Here is a 23,533-nt window from a genome sequence, read left to right as displayed (position 1 = left end):
CCGGGGTCAGATGGCGGCGGCGATCCCTCGGGCCACCGCGTCCCGGTCGACCTTGCCGCTGGGGGTCCGGGGCAGTTCGGGCAGCACGGTGATGGACTGCGGCACCGAGTGCGACGGCAGCACGGCGTCCAGCGCGGTGAGCAGCCCGGCCACGTCCAGTTCCGCGCCCGGCTTCGGCGTCACGGCCGCGCGCAGGCCGCGCGCGCCCTCGCCCGCCTCCACCACGACGCACACCGCCGCGGCCACGCCGGGCTGTTCGAGCAGCCACGAGTCGACCTCCAGCGGGTTGACCCGGTAACCCCGGATCTTCACGTCGTGGTCGATCCGGCTGAGGAACTGCACCACGCCCCCCTCCACCCGGACCAGGTCGCCGGTGCGGAACAGCCGGGTGTGGCCGTGCGGCGTCGCGGGCACCTCGACGTAGCGCCGGGCGTTGAGGTCCGGCTGGTTGAGGTAGCCCAGCGACACCGGCAGCCCGGCCACCAGCAGCTCGCCGACCTCGGGCACGGCCGGGTCGGTCGGGTCGACCAGCAGTTCGGTGCCGGGCAGCGGCACGCCGATCGGCGGCAGCGCCGGCCACGACGAACTCGGCCCGGTCAGCACGTGCGCGCTGACCATCGCCGACTCGCTCTGCCCGTAGTGGTTGGTCAGCCGGCACCCCGGCAGGCGGGCGAACAGGGCCCGGATCGCCGGCGTGCACAGCAGTTGCTCGCCGGCGGTGTTGATCTCGACCAGCGCCAGGTCCGGGACCGGTTCCTCGGCGGACGCGGCGGTGGCCAGCATGTTCAGCGCGACGTTGGGCAGGAACAGCCGCTCGACCCGGTGCTCGACCAGCCAGTCCAGCAGCTCGAACGGGTCCTGCCGCAGCTCCTCGGGCACGATCAGCAGCGTTCCGCCGCCGCCGAGCGTGCCCAGCACCTCCTGGAACCACACGTCGAAGTTCAGCGGCGCGAACTGCGCGGTCCGCAGGTCCGGGCGAGGCGAGTGGGTGCGCTGCCACTGCGCCATGTTGTCGATGCAGCTGTGCGGCACCGCCACGCCCTTGGGCCAGCCCGTCGAGCCGGACGTGTAGATCACGTACACCGGCAGGTCCGCCGCGCACGCCACCGCCGGGTGGTGGTCGCCGCCGCCGGCCGGCGGGATCGGCACGGCCGAGGCGAAGTAGGCGTCACCCGCGCTGAGCACCAGCGACGCCGCGCTGTCGGCGAGCATGTGCGCCAGCCGGCGCGGCGGGTAGGAGGCGTCCAGCGGCACGTAGGTCGCGCCCACGGTGGCCACGGCCAGGAACGCGGCGACCACCTCCGCGCTGCGCGCGCCGGTCACGGCCACCCGGTCGCCGGGCCGCACGCCCTTCTCGTCCAGCAGGCGCGCGATCTCGCCGACCCAGCCGTGCAGCTCGGCGTAGCTGAACGACCGGTCGCCGTCCACCACCGCCGTGCGCGGCGACCGGGCGTGCCCGGCCAACGACGCCAGCAGGCACGGCGGGTCCGCCGGGCCGCCCCACAGTCCGGTCATGTGCCCTCTCCATCGTCGCGGCCCAGGCCGTGCTCCCGCATGATCCGGCACAGCTCGACGCCCGGTCCGGGCGTCGCGCGCAGGCCGGCCATGATCCGCGCCTGCACGTCGGGCGCCTTCTCCTGGCTGAGCTTGAACATCGAGTCCACCGACTCGACGTGGAACCGGAACGCCCCCACGCCGGGCAGGATCCGCGCGAAGTAGTCCAGCGAGGTGTCGTTGGACCAGCCCGCGCCGAAGGACTTCTCGAACACCTCGGCGGTCAGCTTCACCACGGCCATGGTCACCCCGCGGTCCGGGATCGGCTCCACCCGGCCGTGCACGTGCACCGACACGAAGTCCCAGGTGGGCGCGGCGGGCGTGGTGCGGTAGAGCGCGGGCGTGATGTAGGCGTGCGGTCCGGTGAAGATCAGCACCGCCGGGGTGCCGTCGGCCAGCGCGCGCCAGTGCGCGTTGGCGCGGTTGAGGTGGCCCCACAGGGTGGTGCCGGCCAGGTCGCCGTGCTCCGGGCTGCCCGGCGCGGTCACCACCGGCAGGTGGGTGGCGAACGGCGTGCGCGGGCCGTTGCTGACCAGGGTGGCCAGCGGGTAGTCGCGGACGATGGCGCGCGGCCACCGGTCGTCGTCGGCGCGGTACATCGGTGGCACGTGCATCCGGCGGCCTCCTAGACCGGCTGGTCGAGGATCGAGCGGACGATCTCGCCCGCCCGGACGGCCGTGGTGGACAGCAGCCCGGCGGACAGGCCGTGCGACGGCTCGGCCACCGCGCCCTGGAGGTAGATGCCGCAGCGCACCGAGTCGGAGGTGACCACCCGGTAGTCGCGGTCGAGCACCGGGCGGCCCGCGTCGTCCAGCTTCGCCAGGCCGCGCAGCAGGGGGCCGGGGTCGGCGGGCCGGTAGCCCGTCGCGTACACCGCCGCGTCCACCGCGAGCGTGCCCACCACACCCGTCGGCAGGTACTCCACCTGCAACGACACCTCGTCCCCGGTGGTGCGCACCGACCGCACCCGCGACACGTTGACCACCCGCAGCCGGGACGCCCCGGTCACCTGCTCCAGGTAGCGCCGCCGGTACAGCTCAAGCGACAGGTCGGCGTCCACGACCGAGTAGTTCGTGTTGCCGTGGTAGGCCATCAGCGCGGCCCGCACCGACGGCGGCGAGTCGTAGAACAGGTCCACCGCCTCGGGGTCGAACACGCCGTTGGTGAACGGGCTGTCGTCGGCCACGCTGTAGCCGAAGCGGGAGAACACCGCGATCACCTCGGCGCCGGGCAGGCTGTGGTGCAGGTACCCGGTCACCTCGGCGGCGCTCTGCCCCGCCCCGACGACCGCCACCTTGCGCACCCCGCGCGCCCGCAGGTCGTCCACGCGGTGCAGCAGCTCGCTGCTGTGCCACACGCGGTCGCCGCAGGTCAGGTCCGCCGGCACGTGGGGGACCAGGCCGGTGGCGATCACCACGTTGCGGGCGCGCCGGACGGTGGTGCGCCCGTCGCGGCGGACCACCACGTCCAGGTCGGTCACCGCGCCGTCGCGGGTCACCGGCTCCAGGCCGACGATCTCGCTGCCGTAGGTCACCGCGTCGGCGAAGTGCCCGGCCACCCACTCCAGGTAGTCGTGGAACTCCACCCGCAGCGGGTAGAGCGTCTTGGCGTTGATGAACTGCGGCAGCCTGCCCTTGGCGTGCAGGTAGGCCACGAAGCTGTGCCGGCTCGCCGGGTTGCGCATGGACACCAGGTCCTTGAGGAACGACACCTGCATGGTCGCCCCGTCGATGAGCATCCCCCGGTGCCAGCCGAACCGGGGTTGGCGCTCGTAGAAGTCGGCGGACAGCGTGCCCGCCTCCTCCAGCGCCACGGCCAGCGCCAGGTTCGACGGGCCGAACCCGACCCCGACCACATCGGCGGCGGGCGTGTCCCCGCGCGGTACCGCAGCCACTTCGCCTCCCCGGGTCGTGTCAGATCAGGTCGAGCAGTTCGTCGTCGAGCAGGTCCTCCATCGCCAGCAGCCCGGCGGAGACGGCGAAGTAGCCGGCCGTCAGCTCGGGGCTGCGCGCGAGCGCCCGCAGCAGCGCCAGCCGCGACTCGGTGACCTCCAGCCGGGCCAGCGACAGCGTCGCCTGGTAGCCCTCGGCCAGCGCGTCGTCGCGGCGTTCGGCGAAGTCGGCCAGGGCCGCGTCGAGCCGCGCCGGGTCGTCCAGCGCGCCGCCGACCGCGTCGGCGAGCAGCTCGGCCTGGGTGAACGCGTTGGTGATGCCCTGGGCGCTGATCGTGTCCAGGTGGTGCCCGGCGTCGCCGACCAGCGCCCAGCCGGGGCCGGCGGCCTGCCGGAAGAAGTTGCGCTGGTCGCCCGTGCCGACCAGCCGGTCCGCCTGCTCGCCCCGGGCGAGCTGCTCGAACACCTCGGGGGCGGTGGTGGCGACGGCGTCGAGGTGGGCCGCGCGCGGGTCGGCGCGCACCCGGTCGAACTCGGCCTGCGGGAAGTAGGTGGCCAGCATCGTCTCGCCGTCGTGGGTCGGGATGGTGGCGATCCAGCGGCCGGTGCGCTCGTGGAAGCCGAACCCGGTGTCCAGACCGGCCCAGCGCGAGTAGTAGACGCAGCTCAGGCGGGGGTCTTCGACCGAGGTCCGGGCGCCGACCAGGTCGGCGACCCGGGAGCGCATGCCGTCCGCGCCGACGACCAGGCGGGCGCGGGCGGTGCCCTCGGAGCCGTCGGGGGAGCGGAACCGCACCCCGGTCACCCGGTCGCCCTCGGCGAGCACGTCCACGACCGGGTGGCCGTCGGCGAACTCCGCGCCGGCGGCGGCCGCGGCGTCGACCAGGATCTGGTCGAGCACCTGCCGGCGCGGCCCGTAGGTGGCCGTCACGTCGCCGAGCGCGGGCGCGGGGCCGGCCAGCCGCACGTCGGCCACGTGGTGGTGCACCGCGGTCAGCGGCGGGGCGCCGGAGGCGATCACCCGGTCCAGCACGCCCCAGCGCGCCAGGCGGGCGACGCCGGGCTGGTGGATGTAGAGGGTGGACATGGTGTCCGCCGGGAACCGCGCCCGGTCCAGCAGCAGCACCCGGTGGCCCCGGCGGGCGAGCAGCAGCGCCGTCGAGGCGCCCGCGCAGCGCGCCCCGACCACGACGGCGTCGTACATGCCCGGCCCCCCTCGAATACCCCCGGACGGCGTCCCCCGGACGCGGCCCCCAGTGCGCCGAATAGCCGGGAATGCGATAGCGGAACATCATCGAACAAAGCGGTCCGATTTCTGTCTCCTGCTCGCAACGTAACTGATCGCCGGGCCGCGCGCAACGCCCCGAAATGGTCGTCGGTACGGGGTAAAAGGCCGTCGGTAGACGCCTTGACAACCTCTGGGGTGACTGCTGTAGTGGCCTGGAGGGCAGTTGTCGGCACTAGGGGAGCGATGACGCTGGGGTGTCCGCCGCGGTAACTCGGCGGTGGTCCGATCGGGTGTTCGGCGAACCGATCGGGTGAATTGAGTAGCCGGTCCGGTATCGGTCGGGAATTCCGTCGTCGGGTCGGTCGAGTCGGTTTGCGCGCGGGCGGTGTCGGGAATTGTTTCCGCGACGCCGGCCGACGCCTGCCCCGGGACGGATGGGAATCACGATGGTCGACAGCGTCGCGCAAGCCAGGCGAGAGCTACTGCGGCGGATGCTCACCACCGCGCCCGACGCGGCGGACCGGGAGGCCGGGCCCGCCGAGCGGTCGGGCCGGCTGCCGACGTCCGCCGCGCAGCAGCGCCTGTGGTTCCTCGACCAGCTCAACGGCCCCAACTCCGCCTACAACGTCGCCTTCGTGCTGACCTTGCACGGCGACCTGGACACGGCGGCCCTGTGGGGCGCCCTGGACGACCTGGTGGCCCGGCACGAAGCGCTGCGCACCACGTTCGAGGTCGTGGACGACGAGGTGTTCCAGGTGATCGCGCCCGCGCCCGCACCGCACCGCGAGACCGTCGACCTGCGCGACGACCCCGGCTCGGCGGACCGCCTGGTGGCCGACGCGGCGGCCCGGCCGTTCCGGCTCGACGGCGAGCCGCTGGTGCGCGCCCTGCTGCTGCGCACCGGCGGGCAGGACCACCGCTTGGTGGTCAACCTGCACCACATCGCCACCGACGGCTGGTCGGAGGGCGTGCTGTTCCGCGAACTCGGCGTGCTCTACACGGCCCGCGTCCAGGGGCGCGACCCCGGGTTGCCGCCCGCCGCCCAGTACGCGGACTACGCGGCGTGGGAGGCGGGGCAGGCGGGCGGGTCGCTGTTCGCCGGGCAGCTCGCGCACTGGAAGCAACGCCTGTCCGGCGAACTCGGCGAGGCGAGCATCCCGGCGGACCGCCCGCGCTCGGCCGACGCGGGCACGCGGGGCGCGTCGGTGCCCGTTCCGGTGCCGCCGGACCTGCGCGCCCGCTTGGGCGGCACGTCCCTGTTCACCGGGGTGACGACCGCCTTGGCGGTGCTGCTGCACCGCTACAGCGGCGAGGACCGGGTGGTCGTGGGCGTGCCGGTGGTCAACCGGACCCGCGCGGACTGGGAGAGCGCGGTCGGGTTCTTCGCCAACACCGTCGCGCTGCGGCTGGACCTGTCCGACGACCCGACGCTGGCCGAGGTCGCCGGACGGGTGAGCGCCGAGACCCTGGACGCGCTGACCCACCAGCACGTCCCGTTCGACCGGGTGGTCGACGCGTTGGACGCCCGGCGCGATCCGGGCATGAACCCGGTCTTCCAGGTGATGTGCTCGGTCAACGAGGCCACCGCGCCGCCGGAGATGGCGGGCCTGGCCGTGACGCTGCGGTCGCTGGACAACGACACCGCGAAGTTCGACGTCGAGTTCGCCGTGGAGTACGAGGGCGACGCCGTGGACTGCCGCTTCGAGTACGCCACCGACCTGTTCGACGCGCCCACGGTCGAGGCGCTGGCCCGCCACTACCGGGTCGTGCTCGACGCGCTGCTGGCGCAACCGTCGACCCGCGTGGGCGAGCTGGTGCTGGCCGACGAGGCCGAGGCCACGGCCACCGTGGACGGGGTCGAGGTGGTGCTGCGCGACCGTTACGGCAAGCCCGTCCCGGTCGGCGTGCCGGGGTTCGCGGACGGCAAGCGGGTGCGGCTGCTGCGGGACGGCGCGGTGCGCGCGCTCGACGCGGCGGCGCGGACCGGACCGTCCGCAGAGGACCACGTGGAGCCCGCGACGCCGACCGAGTGGGCGCTGGCCGAGATGTGGCAGGAGGTGCTCGGCCTGGCCCGGGTCGGCCGGGAACAGCACTTCTTCCGGGGCGGCGGCGGGGACTCCATGCTCGCGACCAAGGTCGTGGTGCGCGTGCGCCGCAAGTGGAAGGTCCGGGTCACCGTCCGGCAGATGCTCAAGTTCCCGGTGCTCAAGGACTTGGCGGCGCACATCGACGTGCTGCTGCCCGAGGGCGGCCCGCCGGCCATCGAGTCCGAGCCGGCGTCCGCCGAGGTGCCGCTGTCGTTCGCGCAGCAGCGCCTGTGGTTCCTCGACCAGCTCGAACCCGACAGCGCCGCCTACAACATCGCCGAACTGCTCGACGTCGAGGGCCCGCTGCGCCCCGACGCGCTGGAACGCGCCCTCAACGCCGTCGTGGCCCGCCACGAGGCGCTGCGCACGACGGTCGTGGTCGTGGACGGCGTTCCGTTGCAACGGATCGCGCCCGTAGCCGACCTCAAGCTGTCCATTGTGGACGCGCTGTCCGGCGAGTCGGCACGGGCCGCCGCCTGGCGGGACGCGGACCTGCCGTTCGACCTCGCCGCCGGACCGCTGCTGCGCGCCACCCTGCACCGCGTCGGCCCGCAGCGCCACCTGCTCGCGTTCACCTGGCACCACCTGGTGTTCGACGGCTGGTCGCAGGACCTGTTCTTCCGCGAGCTGAGCGCCTGCTACGCCCGGGAGACCGGCCTCGACGTCCCCGTGCCGCCACCGCCCGCCATCCAGTACGCCGACTACAGCCGCTGGCAGCGGGCCGCGCTGCGGGACGCCGAGCTGACCCGCCTGCACGACTACTGGTCGGCCGTCCTCGCCGACGCGCCCGGCCTCCTGGAGCTGCCCACCGACCGGCCGCGCCCGGCGGTGCGCGGCACGAAGGGCGGCAGCCTCGCCGCCCGGCTGGAACCCGGGCTGGTGCGCGACCTGCGCGCGGTCGCCGAGCACCACGGCGTGACGCTCTACCTGGTGCTGTTCGCCGCGTTCAACGCCCTGCTGGCCCGGCACACCGGCCGGGAGGACCTGGTCGTCGGCGGCACCACCGCCAACCGCGCCACACCGGAGACCGAGAACGTCATCGGCCTGTTCGTCAACACCCTGGCGCTGCGCACCGACGTGTCCGGCGACCCGTCGTTCGGCGACCTGGTCGGCCGCGTCCGGGACGGCGTCCTGGGTGCCTACGCCCATCAGGACCTGCCGTTCGAGCAGGTCGTGGACCTGCTGCGGGTGGAGCGCTCGCCCAGCCACTCGCCGCTGTTCCAGGTGCTGTTCGACTACCAGGACGGCGGCTGGGCGGAGCTGGCGCTGCCCGGTCTGCGGGTGGCGCAGGTGCGCGGCGAGGACAACGCGGCCATGTTCGACCTCACCCTGGTCGTGCTGACCGGGGAGGACGGCCTGCACAGCGACCTCCAGTACGCCGCCGACCTGTTCGACGAGGCGACCGCGCGGCTGCTGCTGGCCCGGTGGGAGACGCTGCTGCGGTCGATCGCGCGCACCCCCGACGCGCGCCTGCACGAGCTGGACCTGCTGCCCGCCGCCGAACGCGCCCTGGTCACCGCGACGTTCGGCGCACCCCGCCGGGTCGACCCCGGGCCGGGCCTGGTGCACGAGCGGGTCGCCGCAGCCCGGCCCGACGCGGCCGCCCTCGTGCACGGCGACCGGACGGTGACCTACGGGGAGCTGAACGACCGCGCCGACCGCCTCGCCGCCCGACTGGCCGCGCTCGGCGTCGGCCGCGGCGACCGGGTGGTGGTGTGCGCCCCGCGCGGCGTGGACTACGTGGTCGGCTCGCTGGCCGCGATGCGCGCGGGCGGCGCGTACACGCCGGTGGACGCGGCGTTCCCGCCCGCCCGCATCGGCCACGTGCTGGGCCTGTCCCGCCCGGCCGCCGTGCTCGTCACGCCGGAGACCCGAGCCCTGGTCGACCACCCGACCGTGCTGGAGATCGACGCCGACCACCCCGCCGCGCCCGCACCGCGCGTGGTCGTCGGCCCGCAGGACACCGCCTACGTCATCCACACCTCCGGTTCCACCGGCCGGCCCAAGGGCGTGCAACTCGACCACGGCGGGCTGCTCGCCCGGATCGACTGGTACAACGCCGACTGCGGGCTCACCCCGGACGACCGGGTGTCGCAGGTCGCGGGTACCGCGTTCGACGTGTCCGTGCTGGAGATCTGGGCGACGCTCACCGTCGGCGCGCAGTTGCACCTGGCGGACCCGGACACGGCGGCGTCCGGCGAGCACGCCGTCCGGTGGCTGGCCGACCACGGCATCACGGTGTCGTTCCTGCCGACGCCGCTGTGCGAGCTGGCGCTGGACGTGCCCTGGCCCGCCGGCAGCCCGTTGCGGGTGCTCACGACCGGCGGTGACGCCCTGCGCAAGCGGCCCCGCCCGGACGCGCCGTTCACCCTGCTCAACCTCTACGGCCCGGCCGAGGCCACGGTCGTCACCACCTCCGCCACCATCCCGCCGGAGGGCACCCGCGTGCCGCCCATCGGCGTCCCGGTGCCCAACACCCGCGTGCACGTGCTGGACCGTCACCTCAACCCGGTCGGCGTCGGCGTGCCCGGCGACCTGCACATCGGCGGCGCGGGCGTCGCCCAGGGCTACGCGGGGCGTCCCGACCTGACGGCGGACCGGTTCGTGCCCGACCCGTTCGGCTCCGGCGGACGCCTGTACCGCACCGGGGACCTGGTGCGCTGGCTGCCCGGCGGCGAACTGGAGTACCTGGGACGGCTGGACGCGCAGGTGCAGCTGCGCGGGTTCCGCGTCGAGCCGGGCGAGATCGAGGCCGTGCTGCTGGCCCACCCGCACGTGGCGGACGCGATCGTCGTCGCCCGCCAGGACGCCGCCATCGGCACCCACCTGGTGGCCTACGTCGTCGCCACCCCAGATCCCGGAACCCCGGATCCCGGAACCCCGGACCCCGCAACGTCGGATCCCGGCAGTCCGGACGCCGCCGCTCCCGACGCCGAGGCGTTGCGGACGCACCTGCGCGCCGAACTGCCCGACTACATGGTGCCCGGCACCGTGGTGTTCCTGCCCGAGCTGCCGCTCAACCGCAGCGGCAAGGTCGACCGGGCGGCGCTGCCCGAGCCGTCGCGCGGCGCGGACCACCACGTGCCGCCGCGCACCGAGCTGGAAGCGGCCGTCGCGGCGATCTGGCGGGAACTCCTCCAGGTGGACCGCGTCGGCGTGCACGACAACTTCTTCGCCCTCGGCGGGCACTCGCTGCTCGCCACCAAGGTCGTCGCCCGCATCCGGGCGGACCTGGAGTGCGGTCTGCCCGTCCGCCAGCTGTTCGAGACCGGGACCGTGGCGGAGCTTGCCGCGGTGCTCGCGTCCACCCGGACCGAGGGCGACCGGGAGCCCGCGGTGGTCAAGCGCGAACGTCGCCTTCAGCAGCCGCCCGTGACCCTCTGAGCAACGGAGCACACATGTCCCAGTCATTCGTGGCGCCCACCACGGCGCCGGGCTCGCCGTCCGCCGAGGAGTGGTCGGACTGGCGCTGGCACATGCGCCACCGCGTGACCAACGTCGACAAGCTCCGGGAATGGGTGAAGGTCAGCCCCGAGGAGGAAGCGGCGATCAGCGGCTCGGCGGGCAAGTACCGGTGGAGCGTGACGCCGTACTACGCCTCGCTGATGGACCCGGAAGACCCGCTGTGCCCGATCCGCCTGCAGGCCGTGCCGTCGCAGGGCGAACTGCTGGAGTTCCCGGACGCCGACGTCGACCCGGTCGGCGACATGTTCTACCGCAAGACCAACCGCGTCGTGCACAAGTACCCGGACCGGGTGATCCTGCTGGTCACCGAGTCGTGCCCGGTGTACTGCCGGCACTGCACCCGCAAGTTCCACACCACCGACGTGGAGGGCACGTACTTCCGCGACAACGAGGGCGGCGACTACGAGGAGGACCTGCGCTACATCGCCGAACACCCGGAGATCCGCGACGTGCTGCTCACCGGCGGCGACCCGCTGTCCTACCGGGACGAGAAGCTGGAGAGCATCATCTCCGGCCTGCGCGCCATCCCGAGCGTGGAGATCATCCGCATCGGCTCCCGCTTCCCGGTGCTGCTGCCGCAGCGGATCACCGACGAGTTCTGCGAGATGCTGGCCCGCCACCACCCGGTGTGGCTGAACACCCACTTCAACCACCCGCGCGAGATCACCCCCGAAGCCTCCGCCGCCGTGGACCGCCTGCTGCGCCACGGCGTGCCGGTGGGCAACCAGACGGTGCTGCTCAAGGGGATCAACGACGACGTGCCCACGATGCGCAAGCTGATGACCGAGCTGCTGCGCATCCGCGTCCGCCCGTACTACCTGTACCACTGCGACAACGTCACGGGCGTGTCCCACTTCATGACGTCGGTCGAGAAGGGCTGGGAGATCATGGAAGGTCTCCAGGGCCACATGACGGGCTTCGGCGTGCCGCAGTACGTGCTGACGACCCGCATCGGCAAGATCCCGATCACCCAGCCGTACCACGAGGTGACCGACGACGGCCTGCTGCTGCGCAACTACAAGGGCCAGACCATGACCGTGACGGGCGAGCACTACCGCACGAACAACCCCTGATCCACCGTCTCGCGCCGGTGCCGGGCCGGTCCACTGTGGACCAACCCGGCACCGGTGCGCGATCCGTGGGGCAGCGGTGTCCCGCTCACGATCCGGCGAGCGCGTCCAGCCACTCCCCGAAGGTGGTCTTGCGTCCGGGTGGGCTGTCCTTCAGCGTGGACAGGCCCTGCCAACGCCGGAGATCGTCGCCGCACGCCGTGGCGATCAACCGGGCGACCTGGTCGGCCTGCTCCGCGCTCTCCAGCACGAGGACGGTGGGCAGCCGGCGGAGGACGTCGGCGGTGGTGAAGCGCGACCTCAGCAACCCCGCGCAGGTGTGGTCCCGTTGCGCGGCCGGCCCACGCAGGTGCCGCACGTGCTTGCGCAGCTCCTCCGCCGGTTGCGGGAGCCGGGCCAACTCGTCGTCGGCGGGAACGTCCACCATCACCGGCTCACGGGCGACCCGCTCCGCGCGCAACCGTTCGAGGCGTTCGCGGGCGGCTTGGTCCAAGGCCGGATCGCCGTGCGGGAGCAGCACCTCCAACGCCTGCTCGTCCAGCGACGGCAGCACGGCGAGGATCGTGCCGGCCGGCACGTGGGGGTTGGCGGCCAACGCCGCCACGGCCCGCGCCCGCTCCAGGTACCACTCCGCGTCGCGCGCCCGGTCGGCACGACCGTGGTTCGGCGCCTGCGCCGCACCGAGCGCGGCCACCGCCGAGGCCAGGTGGGCGGGATCGGAACCGAGTTCGGCTAGGGCCGCGAGCTGTTTCCAGTCCGGCCCGAGTGAACCCCGTCCCGCGGCCTGCCAGCCGTCTTCCACCACTTCCCGGACCACTCGCTCCAGGTGCTCCGCCGCGAGGTCGCGGATCCGGGGGCGGCGCCGCACCCACTGCGCGACCTCGCGGAGCCGGACACCGGCGAGGCGCACGCCCGGGTCGACCCGCCGCAGGTACTCGGCGGTGATGACGGGCAGGCACGCCACCAGGACCTCGTCGGGCAGCTCGTCCGCACGCTCCAGCAGAACGTGCCGCACCGCGTCGCCGTGATCGGGGTCCTGCGCGTGCCGGAGCCACAGCCCCGGTTCAGGCTCCAGCAGCCGCCACACCCGGCCGGCCCGCACCTCGTACGCGGCCTGGAGTTGCTCGATGGACTGATCGCGTTCCCACTGTTCCGTGCCCGATTCGTCCGTGCCCGACTCGTCCGGCGCCGGCTCCTCGGCCGAGAGCACGGCACGCACCAGCGCCGAGCGCACGTCCGGCGGCAGCGGCTCGCCGAGTTCGCGCTCCCAGCGGTACTGGAGGTCCGCCGCGTCGGCCGGCCGGAGGCGTCCGGCCAGTTCGACCGCGTCGGCCCGCCGGCCGTGCGCCGCGCCCGACACCACCAGGCCGGGCGTCGCGCCGTGCTGCTCGACAGCGGCGTCGAACAGCTCGTCCGCCCAGGACAACGCGCCCATCACCCGGTCGAGCAGGAAATCGGGCGCCGCGCGCACGAGGTCGGCCCGAACGTCGACCGGTACGTCGCCCCGCTCGGCGAGTTCGACCAGCGCGAACGGGTCGAGGCCGGCCAACGCCGCGATGGCGCCACGTCGTCGGCCGGCGGACATCCCGTCCAGGCACGCGAGTGCGATCAACGCCGGATAAGCCACCGGGGCAGCATGGCACGACGGTCGACCCCGGCATCGCGGAGATCGTGCGACCGCTCGGACACGACGCCGGACCGGGCGTTCACAGCGCTGCCGCCAGCAGCCGTTGCAGCGCCGCCCGGTCGACCGGGCGGGGGTTGGCGTACGGGTTGGCCACCACCTCCTCGACCACGGCGGGCAGGTCGGACGTGCCGACCCCGAGTTCGGACAGCCGGCGTGGCGTGCCGAGCCGGTCGGCCAGTGCGTCCAGCGCGGCAACGGGGTCGCCGTCCACCGCGCGCTCCAGGACGGCCCGTGCCCGCGGTGCCGCGGGCAGGTTGAACGCGGCCACGTGCGGCAGGAGGATCGAATGGGTCTGCGCGTGAGGCAGGTCCAACTGCCCGCCGAGAACGTGGCACAGCTTGTGGTGCAGGCCCATCGTGGTCGCGCCCAGGCACGCCCCGCACAACCAAGCGCCCTGCAGCGCCAGCGCGCGGGCCTGCGGGTCCGATGGGTCTTCGCCGATGGCGGGCAGGGCGGACGCCAAGGCGCGCACCCCCTGCTCGGCCATCACGTCGACCACCGGTGAACCGTCGGGCGCGTACAACGCCTCCACGGCGTGCGCGAGCGCGTTCAGGCCGCTGGTCGCGGACATCGCGGGCGGCAGGGACATCGTCAGATCGGGGTCGTACAGGACGGTGCGCGGCAGGACGGCGCGGTCGCGGCCGGTCCGCTTGCGCGCGTTGTCGGTCAGGCCCCAGATCGGCGTCATCTCCGAGCCCGCGTAGGTCGTCGGCACGGCGAGGACCGGCAGCCCCGACCGCAGCGCCAAAGCCTTGCCCAGACCGATGGTCGACCCACCCCCGACCGCGACGCAGCCGTCCACGCCCAGGCTCTCGGCGACGTCGGCGGCGGCGGCCACCACGTCCACCGGCACGTGTGCGCGGGCCTGGTCGAAGATGCCCGCCGCCGACCCGGCGAGCAGGCCGGCGGCGCGTTCCGCCAGGTCCCTCTGGTGCGGCGTGGACAGCACGAGCACGCGGCGCGATCCCAGCCGGGCGGATTCGGCGGGAAGCTCGGCGATGCTCCCGGAGCCGAACACGACGCGCATCGGGAGGGCGTCGTACACGAACCGACGAGGGGTCATGCCGGGGCCTGCGCCGGTGGGAGTCGGATGTCGAAGTGCGCGTGCCGGAATGGCGTGCCGACGCCGTGGCGCGCGGCCTCCGCCGGGTCGTTCGACTCGGCGAACTCCACGACGAGGCTCCGCTTCACGGCGAACACCGCGTCGCTGTCGATGTACGGGCTGTCGGCGACGAACATGTGGGTGGTCAGCTCCTGATGGCCGGGTGCGCGCGCGATCACGTGCACGTGGGCCGGCCGGTACGGGTGGCGCAGGGTGGCTTCGAGCAGCCGGCCGACCGGACCGTCGGTCGGGATCGGGTAGTGGCTCGGCACCACGGTGCGGAACCGGAACCGGCCCTCCTGGTCGGCGTGGAACAGGCCGCGACCGTTCCCGGGTGGTTGCCGGTCCGGCTGCTGCACGTCGTAGAAACCGTTCTCGTCGCACTGCCAGATGTCGACGACGGCACCCGCGAGCGGCACGCCGTCGACGTCGGCGACCGTTCCGGTGATCACGCACGGGGTGCCGGTGCCGATCAGGTCGATGGAGTCGCCCAGTTCGCGCGGCGGTGATTCGACCATGTGGAACGGGCCGAGCACGGTCCCGTCGGTGCCGTGCCGGTCGCCGTTGAGGGTCTCGACCAGCATCGAGATCCCCAGCACGTCGGAGAGCAGCACGAATTCCTGGCGGGTGTCGTCGCACTTGTGCCCGACGGCGGTCAGGAACCCGATCGCCCGCTCCCACTCCTCGTGGGTCGGCCGCAGCTCGCGCACGGCGGCGTGCAGGTGGCCGGCCACCGTGGTCAGGATCTGCCTCAGTCGCGGGTCCGGTGTGCCCTGGAAGCTCTCGATGACCGCTGCCAGTGCGGTGTGTTCGTCGACGTCCATCGCCGTCCGCCTCTCAGTCGTGCTTCGCGAACCGGTCGGCGAACCAGTCGGCGACGTACGCGGTCCGCTCGGCGGAGTGGTTGTAGATCGTGTGCTCGCCGTCGTCCCACACCCGCAGCGTCACGTCGTCGTGCGTCGCGGCGTCCAGGAACGGCTGCTGGTCGGCCAACGCGACCAGCGGGTCCCGCCCGCCGTGCAGCACCAGCACCGGGCAGTGGATGCGGTCGTCGGCCCGCAACGCGATCCGGTCGAAGTTCCGCTGGATGAGGGCCCGGTCGGTGGTGCCCAGCATCGCGGCGGCCTGCTCCTCGTAGGAGCGGAAGTCGAGCAGGCGGGGGAACGCGGGCGCCCCGTTCACGCACACGGCGGCGACTCGCCGGTCCGCGGCGGCCGTGGTGGCGGCGTAGAGGCCGCCGTTGCTGTTGCCCCACAGCCCGACCGGCCCGAGACCTCGCGAGACGACGTGCTCGACGAACGTGCCGTACGCGGCCCGGACGTCCACGTCCAGCAGCACGCCCCCGCCGAACCGGGTTTCGCCCTGGCCCGGACCTTCGGCGAGCAGCGCGGCCACGCCGCGCCGGTTCAGCGCGTCGGCCTGCTTGACGTAGGCCGGGCCCCAGCCGCTCTGGCCGCCGAAGACGACGACCGTGCCGAGCACCGGCCCCGGCGGCGAGATCAGCCAGCCGGTCAGGCGACCGTCCGCGAAGGGGAGTTCCCGGCGTTCCCACTGCGGCTGCGACAACGCCCCGGCGGCACCGAAAGCGCCGACGAGCCGCGCGTAGAGCCCCAGCTTGCGCGGCTCGTCGAAGTTGTAGGCCATCTGGGCGAACAGGAAGCAGCAGGCGGCCGACCGGTACGCCTCGACCGCCGTCGCCCGCCGACCCGCCCGCGCGGCGACCTCCGCCCGCTCCAGGTGCCGCTCCGCCAAGCTCTCGGCGGCGACGTCCCACGGCGTGCCGGATCCGGTCAGGTGCCGGAGGCCGAGGACGTCGGCGTAGTCGAGGCCGTAGTCCAGCATCCGGGTCGGCGACATGGCCCGCCACAGCACGTCGGCGGGAGGGAGGTCCGTCGAGGGGCTCATGCCGGGACCTCCGCGTTGCGCGACGTCCAGCACAGGCGAGCGCGCAGGTCGTCGACGGCTCCGGGGAGGTCCGCGAGGGCACCGGCCCAGAACAGGTGGAAATCGGGCCGGCCGATGAACGCCTCCACCCCGTTGTCCCGCAGGAACCCGGCGTAGGTCCCCTCGACGTCCTGCACCGCACCGGGGTCTCCGGGCGCCAGGCTCGCCACGGTGGCGTCGAGTTCGGCGAGGAAGGCCCGCTGCGCCGAGGTCAGCACGGTGCTCGGGTCGGCCGCGGCGACCACGCTGAAGCCCCGGCCGACGACGTCGTCGAACAGGCCCGTCACGCCGTCCTTGCCGACCACGCCCTGCGGTGCCAGGGTCCCGGCCCGCGAGGTCGGCAGGCCCGCCGCGCCCTGGTGGACGACGCCCGCGACGATCGTCGGGAACGGTGGTGGCGGCGGTGCGGTGCCGTCGCGGAACGCCTGGTCGCGCGCGGCCGCGGCGACCGGGTCGTGGGTGTTGGCGACCCTGCCCAGCGCGGTGGAGAACTCGACGATGGCGGTCGCGTGCGGCCGGCGTTCGGTCTCGTAGGTGTCGAGCAGGTCGTCGTCGGCGAGCCCGCGCAGCACCAGGTCGAGCTTCCAGCCCAGCGTGATGCCGTCGCGCATCCCCGAGCACGCGCCCTGCCCCATGTACGGCGGTGTGGTGTGCGCGGCGTCGCCGGCCAGGAACACCCGGCCGATCCGCCAGCGCTCGGCGATGCGCGCCTGGAAGCCGTAGACGACCTGGCGCAGGATCTTCACGTCGTCGGGGCCGAGCCCGTGCTGGTCGCGCAGCCAGGTCCAGGCGAAGCCCGGGTCCTCGAACGCCGAGGCGTCCTCGCCGGGCAGGACGGCCAGTTCGAAGCGCTGCCGGCTGCGGCCGATGGGCATGTGCATGTGCCCTCGGACGGGATCGCAGTGCTGGGTGAGCCGGCCGAGGTGCTCGGGCAGGGGGCGCAGGCGTTCGGTGTCGATGTTGAGCCACCGGTCGTCGATCCCGAGGTCGCTGCGCTCCACACCCAGCGTGGCCCGCACGAAGCTGTTCGCGCCGTCCGCGCCGACGAGGTACTTCGCCGTGACGGTGCGCTCGTCGCCCGCGTGCGACCACTGCCCGGTGCGCGACTGCGTCCACGGTCGGGCGGTCACCTCGACACCGTCGTCGTGGGCGCGGAGGTTGACCACCGCCCAGCCCTGGTTCACCTCGACGGTTCCGCAGGCGCGGACGTGCCGGTCGATCGCGTCCTCGATGTCGGGCTGGTACATGGAGATGTGGGCCGGGTGGCCGCACGACGTCCCGCGCCAGTCGAGTTCGAGCAGCTGCTCGCCGGCACCGTTGAAGTAGCGGTAGTCCGGGATCGGCCAGGCGTCCCGCAGGGCGTGGTCGAGGTCGCCGACCGCCTGGACGATCCGCGCGGTCTCGCCGTCGACGTGCGTGAGCCGGGGCTGCCCGTACAGGCCCGGCCAGCGCTCGAACACCACGACCGAGTGCCCCGCCTTGCCCAGGGCGGAGGCCAGGACCAGACCTGACGGGCCGTAACCGACGATCGCTACGTCGTACTCGTGGTTCATCCAGCTGTCTCCCATCGACCCACACCTGCGCCGTTGTTGGGAGAGGACGGTAAACGCGCAGGTCAGTCGCGCCGATCCGGTTCGCGACAGGGCGATCCGGTGCGCGACAGGACTGTGTCGGTGGTCTCCGGCCGGGTCACGTCGGGCGCTTGCGCAGCGTCGCGGACGGCAACTCCCCGTACCGGTCCCGGTACGCGCCGGCGAACCTCGGCACGTGGCCGAACCCCCAGCGCAGGGCCACGTCCGCGACGGTCACCCCGCTCGCCGGGTCAGCCGCCAGCAGGTCCTCGCGGACCCGCGCGAGGCGCACCTGCTGGACGTACTCGCGGGGCGGCACCCCGACGTGGTCGCGGAAGTGGCGCTGGAGCGAGCGGGGGCTCACCCCCACGTGCGCGGCGATCCGCTCGACCGACAGGTCCGTCTCGGGCCGCGACTCGACCAGGTCGAGCGCCCGCTTGAGCGGCGCGGGGCGCAGGGCGCCGTCCCGCCCCGACGCCAGTTGCTCGCTGTAGTTGTGCGGCTGCGCCACCAGCAGCCCGGTCATCAGGAACGCGGCCCACGGATTCGTCCCGCCCGGTTGGCCGGACAGCCCGGACGTCGAGTCGAGGTCGCGCACGAGCAGCCGGACGGCTCGCGCCCACGACGCCGCCGCGGGCCGGCGCAGGTCCATGGCGGCCTTGAACCGGATCGGGGCCACCACCGGGCGACCCAGCAACTCCTCCAGGTGACGTTCCAGGGCGTGCCGTTCGACGCGGACGTGGAGCTGCCGGTACTCCGTGCTCAGGTGCATCCGGGCCCGCGTGGGCGGCGAGATGATCCCGGCCGTGGACCGGTCCACGACGACCTCGTCCACGCCGCAGGTGATCCGGTTCTGGCCGCCCCACGACATGTTGACGTCGTAGTAGTCGACCTGGTCGGTCAGCCAGGCGCCGAGTTCCGCGCCCGCGTGCTGCCCGTAGATCAGCGACAGCGGCCCCAGCGGCGCGACCGCGACACCGCTGCGGACCGCCTGGTCGGGCCGGCCGAGCGGCGTGAGCCGGTGCGGGGTCAGTACACGGGAGACCGCGGCGCGAAACGCGTCCAACTCGGCGTCGCGCAGCACCGAGTAGCGTCCCAGCACACCCTCGTGCGTCATGACCGCGCTCCTTGCTCCCGCCGGCGGGCGACCTCCTCGTCGCTCGGCGGCGTTCCCACCATCGTACGGACCACACCGTCCACAAGCGAACAAGCGACCTGGCGGCACGACCGCCGCCGTCCGAACCGCCGGGGAAGCAAGGCAGTCGCCGATCCGCCACCATGATCGTCCACAGTGGATCGGAACGATCACCGGGGCCGACGCCGGGCGCCCTCTGCGGCGTCGTTGCGCGATGTGCGGTCGTGGAGCATCGCGTCGCCGGCGTTCACGTAGGAGGTGAAGAAGTCGGCGACCTCGGTGAGCCGGGCTCGGGCGTGGTCGTCGTCGGCGAGGCGGGTGCCGTCGCGCAGTACCCGGACGAAAGCCCGGGTTCGCGCGTGGGACGCGGCCAGCAGTTGGTCGAAGCCGCCCGCCGCTTCCACGAGCAGGCGGCGGCTGCCCGGTTGCGGGATGGTGCGGGCCAGCCCCCACGAGACGAGTTCGCGGACGGCCGTGCTCACCGCGCCCTTGCTGAGTTCGAGCGCGTCGCCGAGGGCGTCCAGGGAGGTCGGGTCGGCGTTGAGCAGCAGTTGCCCGTACACGCGGCCGGTCGCGCGCGGCAGGTGCCACGATGCGAGCAGGTCGCCCAGCGCCGCGACGAACGCGGCTCGGTCGTGGTGCGCGGTCATGCCGTGACCTCCCACTGGCCGACGAGTTCGCCGATCACGGCGGCGGTCGCGTCGGGGGCGTCCAGGGTCACGTTGTGCCCCGCGCCGGGGATGACGTGCTCGGTGACTCCTTCGGCGACGGCCCAGCGGGGCATCGCGGTGGCGATGTTGCCCGTGCGGTCGCGTTCGCCGCGCAGGAGTCCCAGCGGCACCGGTGTGCGGTAGCCGGGCTCCGGGTCGACCAGGGACGCGGTCGCCCGCCACACGTCCAGGAAGACCTGCTTGGGCATGCGCGCGAACGTCGCCTCCGACTCCGCGACGCCGGCCCGCGTCACCGCCGAGGCGCGGGCCATCAGCCCCGGCAGCCGGGAGGCGGGCACGAGTGCCAGGGCCGGCGCGGCGAGCCGGAGCAGGAACCGTTCGGCGCGGTTGAGCGGCCCGGTGTTCCACGTCGCGTCCACCACGATCAGCCCGTGCACCCGGCGGGGCAGGCGGTGGACGAGCGCCTGCGAGAGGTTGCCGCCCAGCGAGTGCCCGACCAGGACCGGCCGCTCCAGGTCGAGGTGGTCCAGCAGCGAGACCAGGTCGTCGAGCGCGGCGCTCGCGGTGAACCGGGACCCCGCCGCGAGGGTGGACTCGCCGTGGCCGCGCAGGTCCCAGCCGACCACCCGGTGCCCGGCCTCGTTCAGGGCGCGCGTCGGCACGTCGAACATCCGGTGGTCCATCCCGGCCCCGTGCGTGAACACGACCGGACGCCGCCCGCCCGCGAGGTCGCGGTAGCGCAGCACCGCGTCGTCCCGGCGCAGCACCCCATCCAGATTTACCATATTCAGAATATAGCAAATATAGCTCGCGCGTGGTGCTTTGCGCCGTTCCGGCCCCTGCAAGGCGAAAGCGACTGTGAAAACGTCCACTGTGGACTCTTCGGCGGCATGCCTGACCGGCCGGTCCGAGGTGGCGGGCGTGGGCCGGCGCATCCCCCGAACGGTCCACAGGCGGTCCGGCGGGCCATCCGACGACGCGGTGAGCGGGCTGTGCGTCATCGCGCCGAACCTCCGGCGAACCGCCCACGCGGGCAGGCGGCTTCCCCTACCCTCGCGGACCTTCGACCACCGTTTCGGAAGAGGTGCGCATGAAGGTCCGCTACAGCCCGGTCATCGCCTGGTTCGTGCTCCTGCTCGGGATCGGCGTGCTCACCCTCGGGATCTGGGTGACCGCCGTGGGCAGTTTCAGCGCCGCGATACCGGCGGGCGTGGTCGCGATCCTGATCGGCTGGGCGTACTTCGTGCGCCCCTACTTCGTGGTGCTGCCCGACGCGGTCCGGCTGTTGATCCTCGGGCGACCCCCGAAGGACTACCCCTACAAGCGCCTGGAGCCCGTCGGCACCCGATTGGTCGCGGTCGGTCGTGACGGCAGCCGGCGCAAGCTCCCGCTGGTCCGCTGGTCGTGCCACTCCGCGGACTGGGACGCGCTGGTGGCGTCCCTCGCCGACCCGTCCGCCCGCCGCACCGACCGCTGACGACCACCGGGTCGTGGCGGCGGTGACCGATCAGCACGTGTTCCCGGCGTTCGACCGGTGGACCTGCTTGGTGGTCACCGGGCGGCCTTTGGCCGGGAGCCCGATCGACTCCTGCGAGTTCCGGTACCTCTCCTGGTACCAGTCGACTTCGGCGGTCGTCATCGCCTGGACGGTCAGCAGGTAGTCGTTCTCCTCGCCGGGGTTGCCCACGGTGACGTTGTCCGCGGTCCACGTGCCGTCGCCGTGAAAGGCCACGGCCTGCTCGGAGTACACGTTCTCGCTGTTGACCTGGCGGACCAGCATCATCGCCGCGCCTTCGGCCGGTCGGTCGCCGACGCCTCGGACGTCCGTGCAGAACGTCACGGTGTCCGGCGAGGTGATGGCGAAGTTCGGGTGTTGCGTCGGCGGGGGAGGCGGGGCCGGTTCGGGGGTCGTCGTGGCAGGGGGCGGGGTCCGCGTCGGCTCGTGCGTCGGGCCCGGCGTCGTCGGGCCCGCGACGGTGCCGGTCGGACTGCCGGGCGAGGTGCCGGTGACCGCGCCCGGACCGGTGGTGGCGGAAGCGGCGGACGGCGCGGGCGTCGACGTGGTGCCGGTCGTCGAGGACAACCCGCCCGCGCGCGGTGCCTGCAGGAGCGTGCCCATCAGGACGCCGCCGACGAACACGATCACGGCCAGCACGACCACCACCGACGCGGCCACCTTGCGCCGGCTGGGGCGTTTCCCGACCAGCACGTACCCCAGGATCACCGCGCCGAGCACCGCGGCGGCGACGACGGCCGTCACCAACGCCCACACCTTGTCGGCGGTGAACGGCTCGAAGAACTGCTGGAACGCGGCGAACAGGCCGAACACGGCGGCGTAGGTGGAGAGGATGGCGGTCACGCGCTTCGGCCCGTCCTGCGGCAGGAGTCGGTTCTCCATGCGATCACCTCAACCGCTGATCGCCCGGTTCCCGTCCCGCGTTAGCCCGTGTCACGGCCCCGTGTTCCGGCCGATCCCGAACCGAGCCGTGGCCGGTCAGCCCGTCGGGATCGCGACCGCGATCTCGTCGCCGAGCCGGGCTCCCGCCGACAGCTCCAGTTCGTCGCCGCTCCAGAAGCGGCCGGGGTCGTACCAGTTCGGGTCGCGGTCGGCGGGGAGCAGGCCCATCGCCTGGTAGGTGACGGCGACGACCTCCGCGCAATAGGCGGTCTCCAGCGCCGCGTCCGACCGTTTGCGCAGGGGCACGCGACCGCGCAGCCAGCGTGACGCGAGCCGGGCCGTGGAGGGGAACGGCGTGCCGTCCATCCGGGCGATCGTGCGCAGGACGGCGTCCTCCGCCTCACGCCCCACCGGGTGTTCCAGTTGACGCAGCCAGGCGCGCTGGCCGTACTTGCGCGCCCAGGTCAGGACGGCCTCGCGGAGGTCGTGCAACTGCGCGCCGCGCTGTTGCCGCCCGGACCACATGTCGGGCAGCGACCGGCCCAGTTCGGCGTGCCACATCAACGGCGGCAGGTCGTCGATCACCACCGACATGCCGACGTGGTTGACCGGGCTGTTGGTCAACGCCTGGATCGCGCGGTCGGCGGCGCTGCGGCCGCGGAACACCCACACGTCGCCGGTGCGCGTCGCGTCGAGAGCTTCGTCCAAGGGGATACCCGCCACGGGCGGTAGCCTAGGCACATGCGTTGGTGGAAGCTCGCCGGCCTGGCCGCGTTCGTCGGAGTCGCCGCGACCGGGGCGGTGGTCGCACGCGCCGAACGCCGCCGCCGCGCCTACACCCCGGACCAGGTCCGCGAACGCCTCCACGCCCGCCTGGCCGAGGCGGACCGACCCACCGGCTAGTGTCCTCCGCCGGAAATCCGCCTACACAATCGGGCGATCGACTCCAAGATCTCTTCGGCTGTCCTGGCCCACAGGAACGGGTGCGGATTGGTATTCCAGTCGGGGCCTTGTGGGTGCCGTATCGGATCATGTGGTTGATGTCAGGGTCTTCAGCCACATGACCGCTGCTCGCAGGTGCAGTCCGGCCTCGTAGCTCTGTGGTGTCCTGTCGTAGCAGGTGGCCAGGCCCTGCCGTGTCTTGATTTCTGGAAGCAGCGTTCGATGGTGTTGCGCCGCTTGTAGCGCGTGGGGTCGAAGGACACGGGCCGCCCTCCGGGTAGGTCCGGTTGGCCTTGGAGGAGTACGTCTTGTCTGCGGCCGGCGCGTCCAGACGGGTGCGAGGCCGACCGGTCGGGCCGGGAACCCGGATCCGGTCGAGCACCGTCCGGAACCAGGGGCTGTCGGCGGCCTGGCCGGGGGTGGGCACGAACGCCAGAGGCAGCCCGGCGGCGTCGACCGCGGCGTGGATCTTGCTGCTCAGCCCGCCCCGGGACCGGCCGAGCCCGGCCGCCTCGGCCCGCGCCCTCCGACGCCGCCGGAGGGCAACACGGTCCCGACCGGCGGACGTGCCCGCGTCCGGCGCGGACCGCGACGCACCACCCTCAGCACCCGGGGCCCGCACCGTTCCGGGACGTCACGCCGGCCCGACCCGGTGCGGAACCGCCACGGGATCCCGTTGAGCTGTCCCCGCACCCGACGCGGCAACGGCCCGGTGGCCGCCACCGGCACGTGCGGCTCGATCAGGGCCCACTCGGCATCGGTCAGATCAAAACGCGCCACACCCGTGT

18 protein-coding genes and 1 pseudogene are annotated in these 23,533 nt (G+C 73.4%); 4 read left to right on the top strand and 15 right to left on the bottom strand.

Features of this window, described 5'->3' with window-relative positions:
• Positions 1–6: 6 nt before the first annotated feature.
• Genes AC0HI0_RS14985 through AC0HI0_RS14970 form a run of 4 tightly spaced genes read right to left on the bottom strand, consistent with a single transcriptional unit; the run spans position 7 to position 4,649 of the window.
• Positions 7–1,515, bottom strand: coding sequence for an AMP-binding protein (locus AC0HI0_RS14985; RefSeq protein WP_480932958.1), 1,509 nt, complete (start codon positions 1,513–1,515; stop codon positions 7–9).
• Positions 1,512–2,168: an FMN-binding negative transcriptional regulator gene (locus tag AC0HI0_RS14980; RefSeq protein WP_480932957.1), complete on the bottom strand. Its 657-nt coding sequence runs from the start codon at positions 2,166–2,168 to the stop codon at positions 1,512–1,514. The genes AC0HI0_RS14985 and AC0HI0_RS14980 overlap by 4 nt, the downstream gene beginning before the upstream one ends.
• Before the next feature lie 11 nt (positions 2,169–2,179).
• Positions 2,180–3,448, bottom strand: coding sequence for a lysine N(6)-hydroxylase/L-ornithine N(5)-oxygenase family protein (locus AC0HI0_RS14975; protein WP_480932956.1), 1,269 nt, complete (start codon positions 3,446–3,448; stop codon positions 2,180–2,182).
• A gap of 19 nt (positions 3,449–3,467) precedes the next feature.
• The gene (locus AC0HI0_RS14970) at positions 3,468–4,649 is read right to left on the bottom strand and encodes an NAD(P)/FAD-dependent oxidoreductase (RefSeq protein ID WP_480932955.1); all 1,182 of its coding nucleotides are present in this window, start codon (positions 4,647–4,649) and stop codon (positions 3,468–3,470) included.
• Positions 4,650–5,119: 470 nt separating this feature from the next.
• On the opposite strand from AC0HI0_RS14970, the gene AC0HI0_RS14965 reads away from it, so the two are divergent.
• Together AC0HI0_RS14965 and blsG are read left to right on the top strand one after the other, a co-directional pair.
• Positions 5,120–10,144, top strand: a complete 5,025-nt coding sequence (locus AC0HI0_RS14965; RefSeq protein ID WP_480932954.1) for an amino acid adenylation domain-containing protein — start codon at positions 5,120–5,122, stop codon at positions 10,142–10,144.
• A 14-nt stretch (positions 10,145–10,158) separates the two neighbouring features.
• A complete protein-coding gene (gene blsG, locus AC0HI0_RS14960) occupies positions 10,159–11,298 on the top strand; it encodes an arginine 2,3-aminomutase (RefSeq protein ID WP_480932953.1) in 1,140 nt (379 codons plus the stop codon).
• Between the two features lie 85 nt (positions 11,299–11,383).
• Here the strand turns inward: blsG and AC0HI0_RS14955 are convergent, their stop codons facing one another.
• From AC0HI0_RS14955 to AC0HI0_RS14920, 8 genes are all read right to left on the bottom strand, one after another.
• Positions 11,384–12,922: a hypothetical protein gene (locus AC0HI0_RS14955; protein WP_480932952.1), complete on the bottom strand. Its 1,539-nt coding sequence runs from the start codon at positions 12,920–12,922 to the stop codon at positions 11,384–11,386.
• A 79-nt stretch (positions 12,923–13,001) separates the two neighbouring features.
• Positions 13,002–14,045 carry a maleylacetate reductase gene (locus AC0HI0_RS14950; protein ID WP_480932951.1) on the bottom strand — a complete coding sequence of 348 codons (1,044 nt, stop codon included), beginning with the start codon at positions 14,043–14,045 and terminating at the stop codon, positions 13,002–13,004.
• Positions 14,042–14,908: a dioxygenase family protein gene (locus tag AC0HI0_RS14945; RefSeq protein ID WP_480932950.1), complete on the bottom strand. Its 867-nt coding sequence runs from the start codon at positions 14,906–14,908 to the stop codon at positions 14,042–14,044. Before AC0HI0_RS14945 ends, AC0HI0_RS14950 begins: the two co-directional genes overlap by 4 nt.
• A 13-nt stretch (positions 14,909–14,921) precedes the next feature.
• On the bottom strand, positions 14,922–15,989 hold the full coding sequence (locus AC0HI0_RS14940) for an alpha/beta hydrolase (protein ID WP_480932949.1): 1,068 nt from the start codon (positions 15,987–15,989) through the stop codon (positions 14,922–14,924).
• Positions 15,986–17,596: a bifunctional 3-(3-hydroxy-phenyl)propionate/3-hydroxycinnamic acid hydroxylase MhpA gene (gene mhpA, locus AC0HI0_RS14935; protein ID WP_480932948.1), complete on the bottom strand. Its 1,611-nt coding sequence runs from the start codon at positions 17,594–17,596 to the stop codon at positions 15,986–15,988. Before mhpA ends, AC0HI0_RS14940 begins: the two co-directional genes overlap by 4 nt.
• Before the next feature lie 121 nt (positions 17,597–17,717).
• On the bottom strand, positions 17,718–18,716 hold the full coding sequence (locus tag AC0HI0_RS14930; protein ID WP_480932947.1) for a helix-turn-helix transcriptional regulator: 999 nt from the start codon (positions 18,714–18,716) through the stop codon (positions 17,718–17,720).
• A 188-nt stretch (positions 18,717–18,904) separates the two neighbouring features.
• Positions 18,905–19,384 (bottom strand): GbsR/MarR family transcriptional regulator, encoded by a 480-nt coding sequence (locus tag AC0HI0_RS14925; RefSeq protein WP_480932946.1) that lies wholly within the window; start codon positions 19,382–19,384, stop codon positions 18,905–18,907.
• Complete coding sequence (locus AC0HI0_RS14920; protein ID WP_480932945.1) at positions 19,381–20,190, bottom strand: alpha/beta fold hydrolase; 810 nt, start codon at positions 20,188–20,190, stop codon at positions 19,381–19,383. Before AC0HI0_RS14920 ends, AC0HI0_RS14925 begins: the two co-directional genes overlap by 4 nt.
• A 305-nt stretch (positions 20,191–20,495) precedes the next feature.
• Between AC0HI0_RS14920 and AC0HI0_RS14915 the strand changes: the two genes are divergently transcribed.
• Positions 20,496–20,882, top strand: coding sequence for a hypothetical protein (locus AC0HI0_RS14915; protein ID WP_480932944.1), 387 nt, complete (start codon positions 20,496–20,498; stop codon positions 20,880–20,882).
• A gap of 30 nt (positions 20,883–20,912) precedes the next feature.
• Here AC0HI0_RS14915 and AC0HI0_RS14910 read toward each other — a convergent pair whose 3' ends face one another.
• Together AC0HI0_RS14910 and AC0HI0_RS14905 are read right to left on the bottom strand one after the other, a co-directional pair.
• The gene (locus tag AC0HI0_RS14910) at positions 20,913–21,803 is read right to left on the bottom strand and encodes a hypothetical protein (protein WP_480932943.1); all 891 of its coding nucleotides are present in this window, start codon (positions 21,801–21,803) and stop codon (positions 20,913–20,915) included.
• Between the two features lie 96 nt (positions 21,804–21,899).
• Entirely contained in the window at positions 21,900–22,526 is a 627-nt protein-coding gene (locus tag AC0HI0_RS14905; RefSeq protein WP_480932942.1) for a hypothetical protein, read from the bottom strand.
• A gap of 18 nt (positions 22,527–22,544) precedes the next feature.
• On the opposite strand from AC0HI0_RS14905, the gene AC0HI0_RS14900 reads away from it, so the two are divergent.
• A complete protein-coding gene (locus AC0HI0_RS14900) occupies positions 22,545–22,706 on the top strand; it encodes a hypothetical protein (RefSeq protein ID WP_480932941.1) in 162 nt (53 codons plus the stop codon).
• A gap of 126 nt (positions 22,707–22,832) precedes the next feature.
• On the opposite strand, the pseudogene AC0HI0_RS14895 reads toward AC0HI0_RS14900, so the two are convergent.
• A pseudogene (locus AC0HI0_RS14895) lies at positions 22,833–23,525 on the bottom strand (transposase).
• Positions 23,526–23,533 lie beyond the last annotated feature (8 nt).

This window comes from Saccharothrix sp. NBAS 001 (assembly GCF_056640475.1).
Note: the sequence above shows the minus strand (reverse complement) of the source record. Positions and strands in the feature narration are given on the sequence as shown.

Excerpts from the sequence above, each read along its gene's own strand:
- AC0HI0_RS14985 (WP_480932958.1), bottom strand. The coding sequence starts at position 1,515 with ATGACCGGACTGTGGGGCGGCCCGGCGGACCCGCCGTGCCTGCTGGCG.
- AC0HI0_RS14980 (WP_480932957.1), bottom strand. The coding sequence starts at position 2,168 with ATGCACGTGCCACCGATGTACCGCGCCGACGACGACCGGTGGCCGCGC.
- AC0HI0_RS14970 (WP_480932955.1), bottom strand. The coding sequence starts at position 4,649 with ATGTACGACGCCGTCGTGGTCGGGGCGCGCTGCGCGGGCGCCTCGACG.
- AC0HI0_RS14965 (WP_480932954.1), top strand. The coding sequence starts at position 5,120 with ATGGTCGACAGCGTCGCGCAAGCCAGGCGAGAGCTACTGCGGCGGATG.
- blsG (WP_480932953.1), top strand. The coding sequence starts at position 10,159 with ATGTCCCAGTCATTCGTGGCGCCCACCACGGCGCCGGGCTCGCCGTCC.
- AC0HI0_RS14950 (WP_480932951.1), bottom strand. The coding sequence starts at position 14,045 with ATGACCCCTCGTCGGTTCGTGTACGACGCCCTCCCGATGCGCGTCGTG.
- AC0HI0_RS14945 (WP_480932950.1), bottom strand. The coding sequence starts at position 14,908 with ATGGACGTCGACGAACACACCGCACTGGCAGCGGTCATCGAGAGCTTC.
- AC0HI0_RS14940 (WP_480932949.1), bottom strand. The coding sequence starts at position 15,989 with ATGAGCCCCTCGACGGACCTCCCTCCCGCCGACGTGCTGTGGCGGGCC.
- mhpA (WP_480932948.1), bottom strand. The coding sequence starts at position 17,596 with ATGGGAGACAGCTGGATGAACCACGAGTACGACGTAGCGATCGTCGGT.
- AC0HI0_RS14930 (WP_480932947.1), bottom strand. The coding sequence starts at position 18,716 with ATGACGCACGAGGGTGTGCTGGGACGCTACTCGGTGCTGCGCGACGCC.
- AC0HI0_RS14925 (WP_480932946.1), bottom strand. The coding sequence starts at position 19,384 with ATGACCGCGCACCACGACCGAGCCGCGTTCGTCGCGGCGCTGGGCGAC.
- AC0HI0_RS14920 (WP_480932945.1), bottom strand. The coding sequence starts at position 20,190 with ATGGTAAATCTGGATGGGGTGCTGCGCCGGGACGACGCGGTGCTGCGC.
- AC0HI0_RS14915 (WP_480932944.1), top strand. The coding sequence starts at position 20,496 with ATGAAGGTCCGCTACAGCCCGGTCATCGCCTGGTTCGTGCTCCTGCTC.
- AC0HI0_RS14910 (WP_480932943.1), bottom strand. The coding sequence starts at position 21,803 with ATGGAGAACCGACTCCTGCCGCAGGACGGGCCGAAGCGCGTGACCGCC.
- AC0HI0_RS14900 (WP_480932941.1), top strand. The coding sequence starts at position 22,545 with ATGCGTTGGTGGAAGCTCGCCGGCCTGGCCGCGTTCGTCGGAGTCGCC.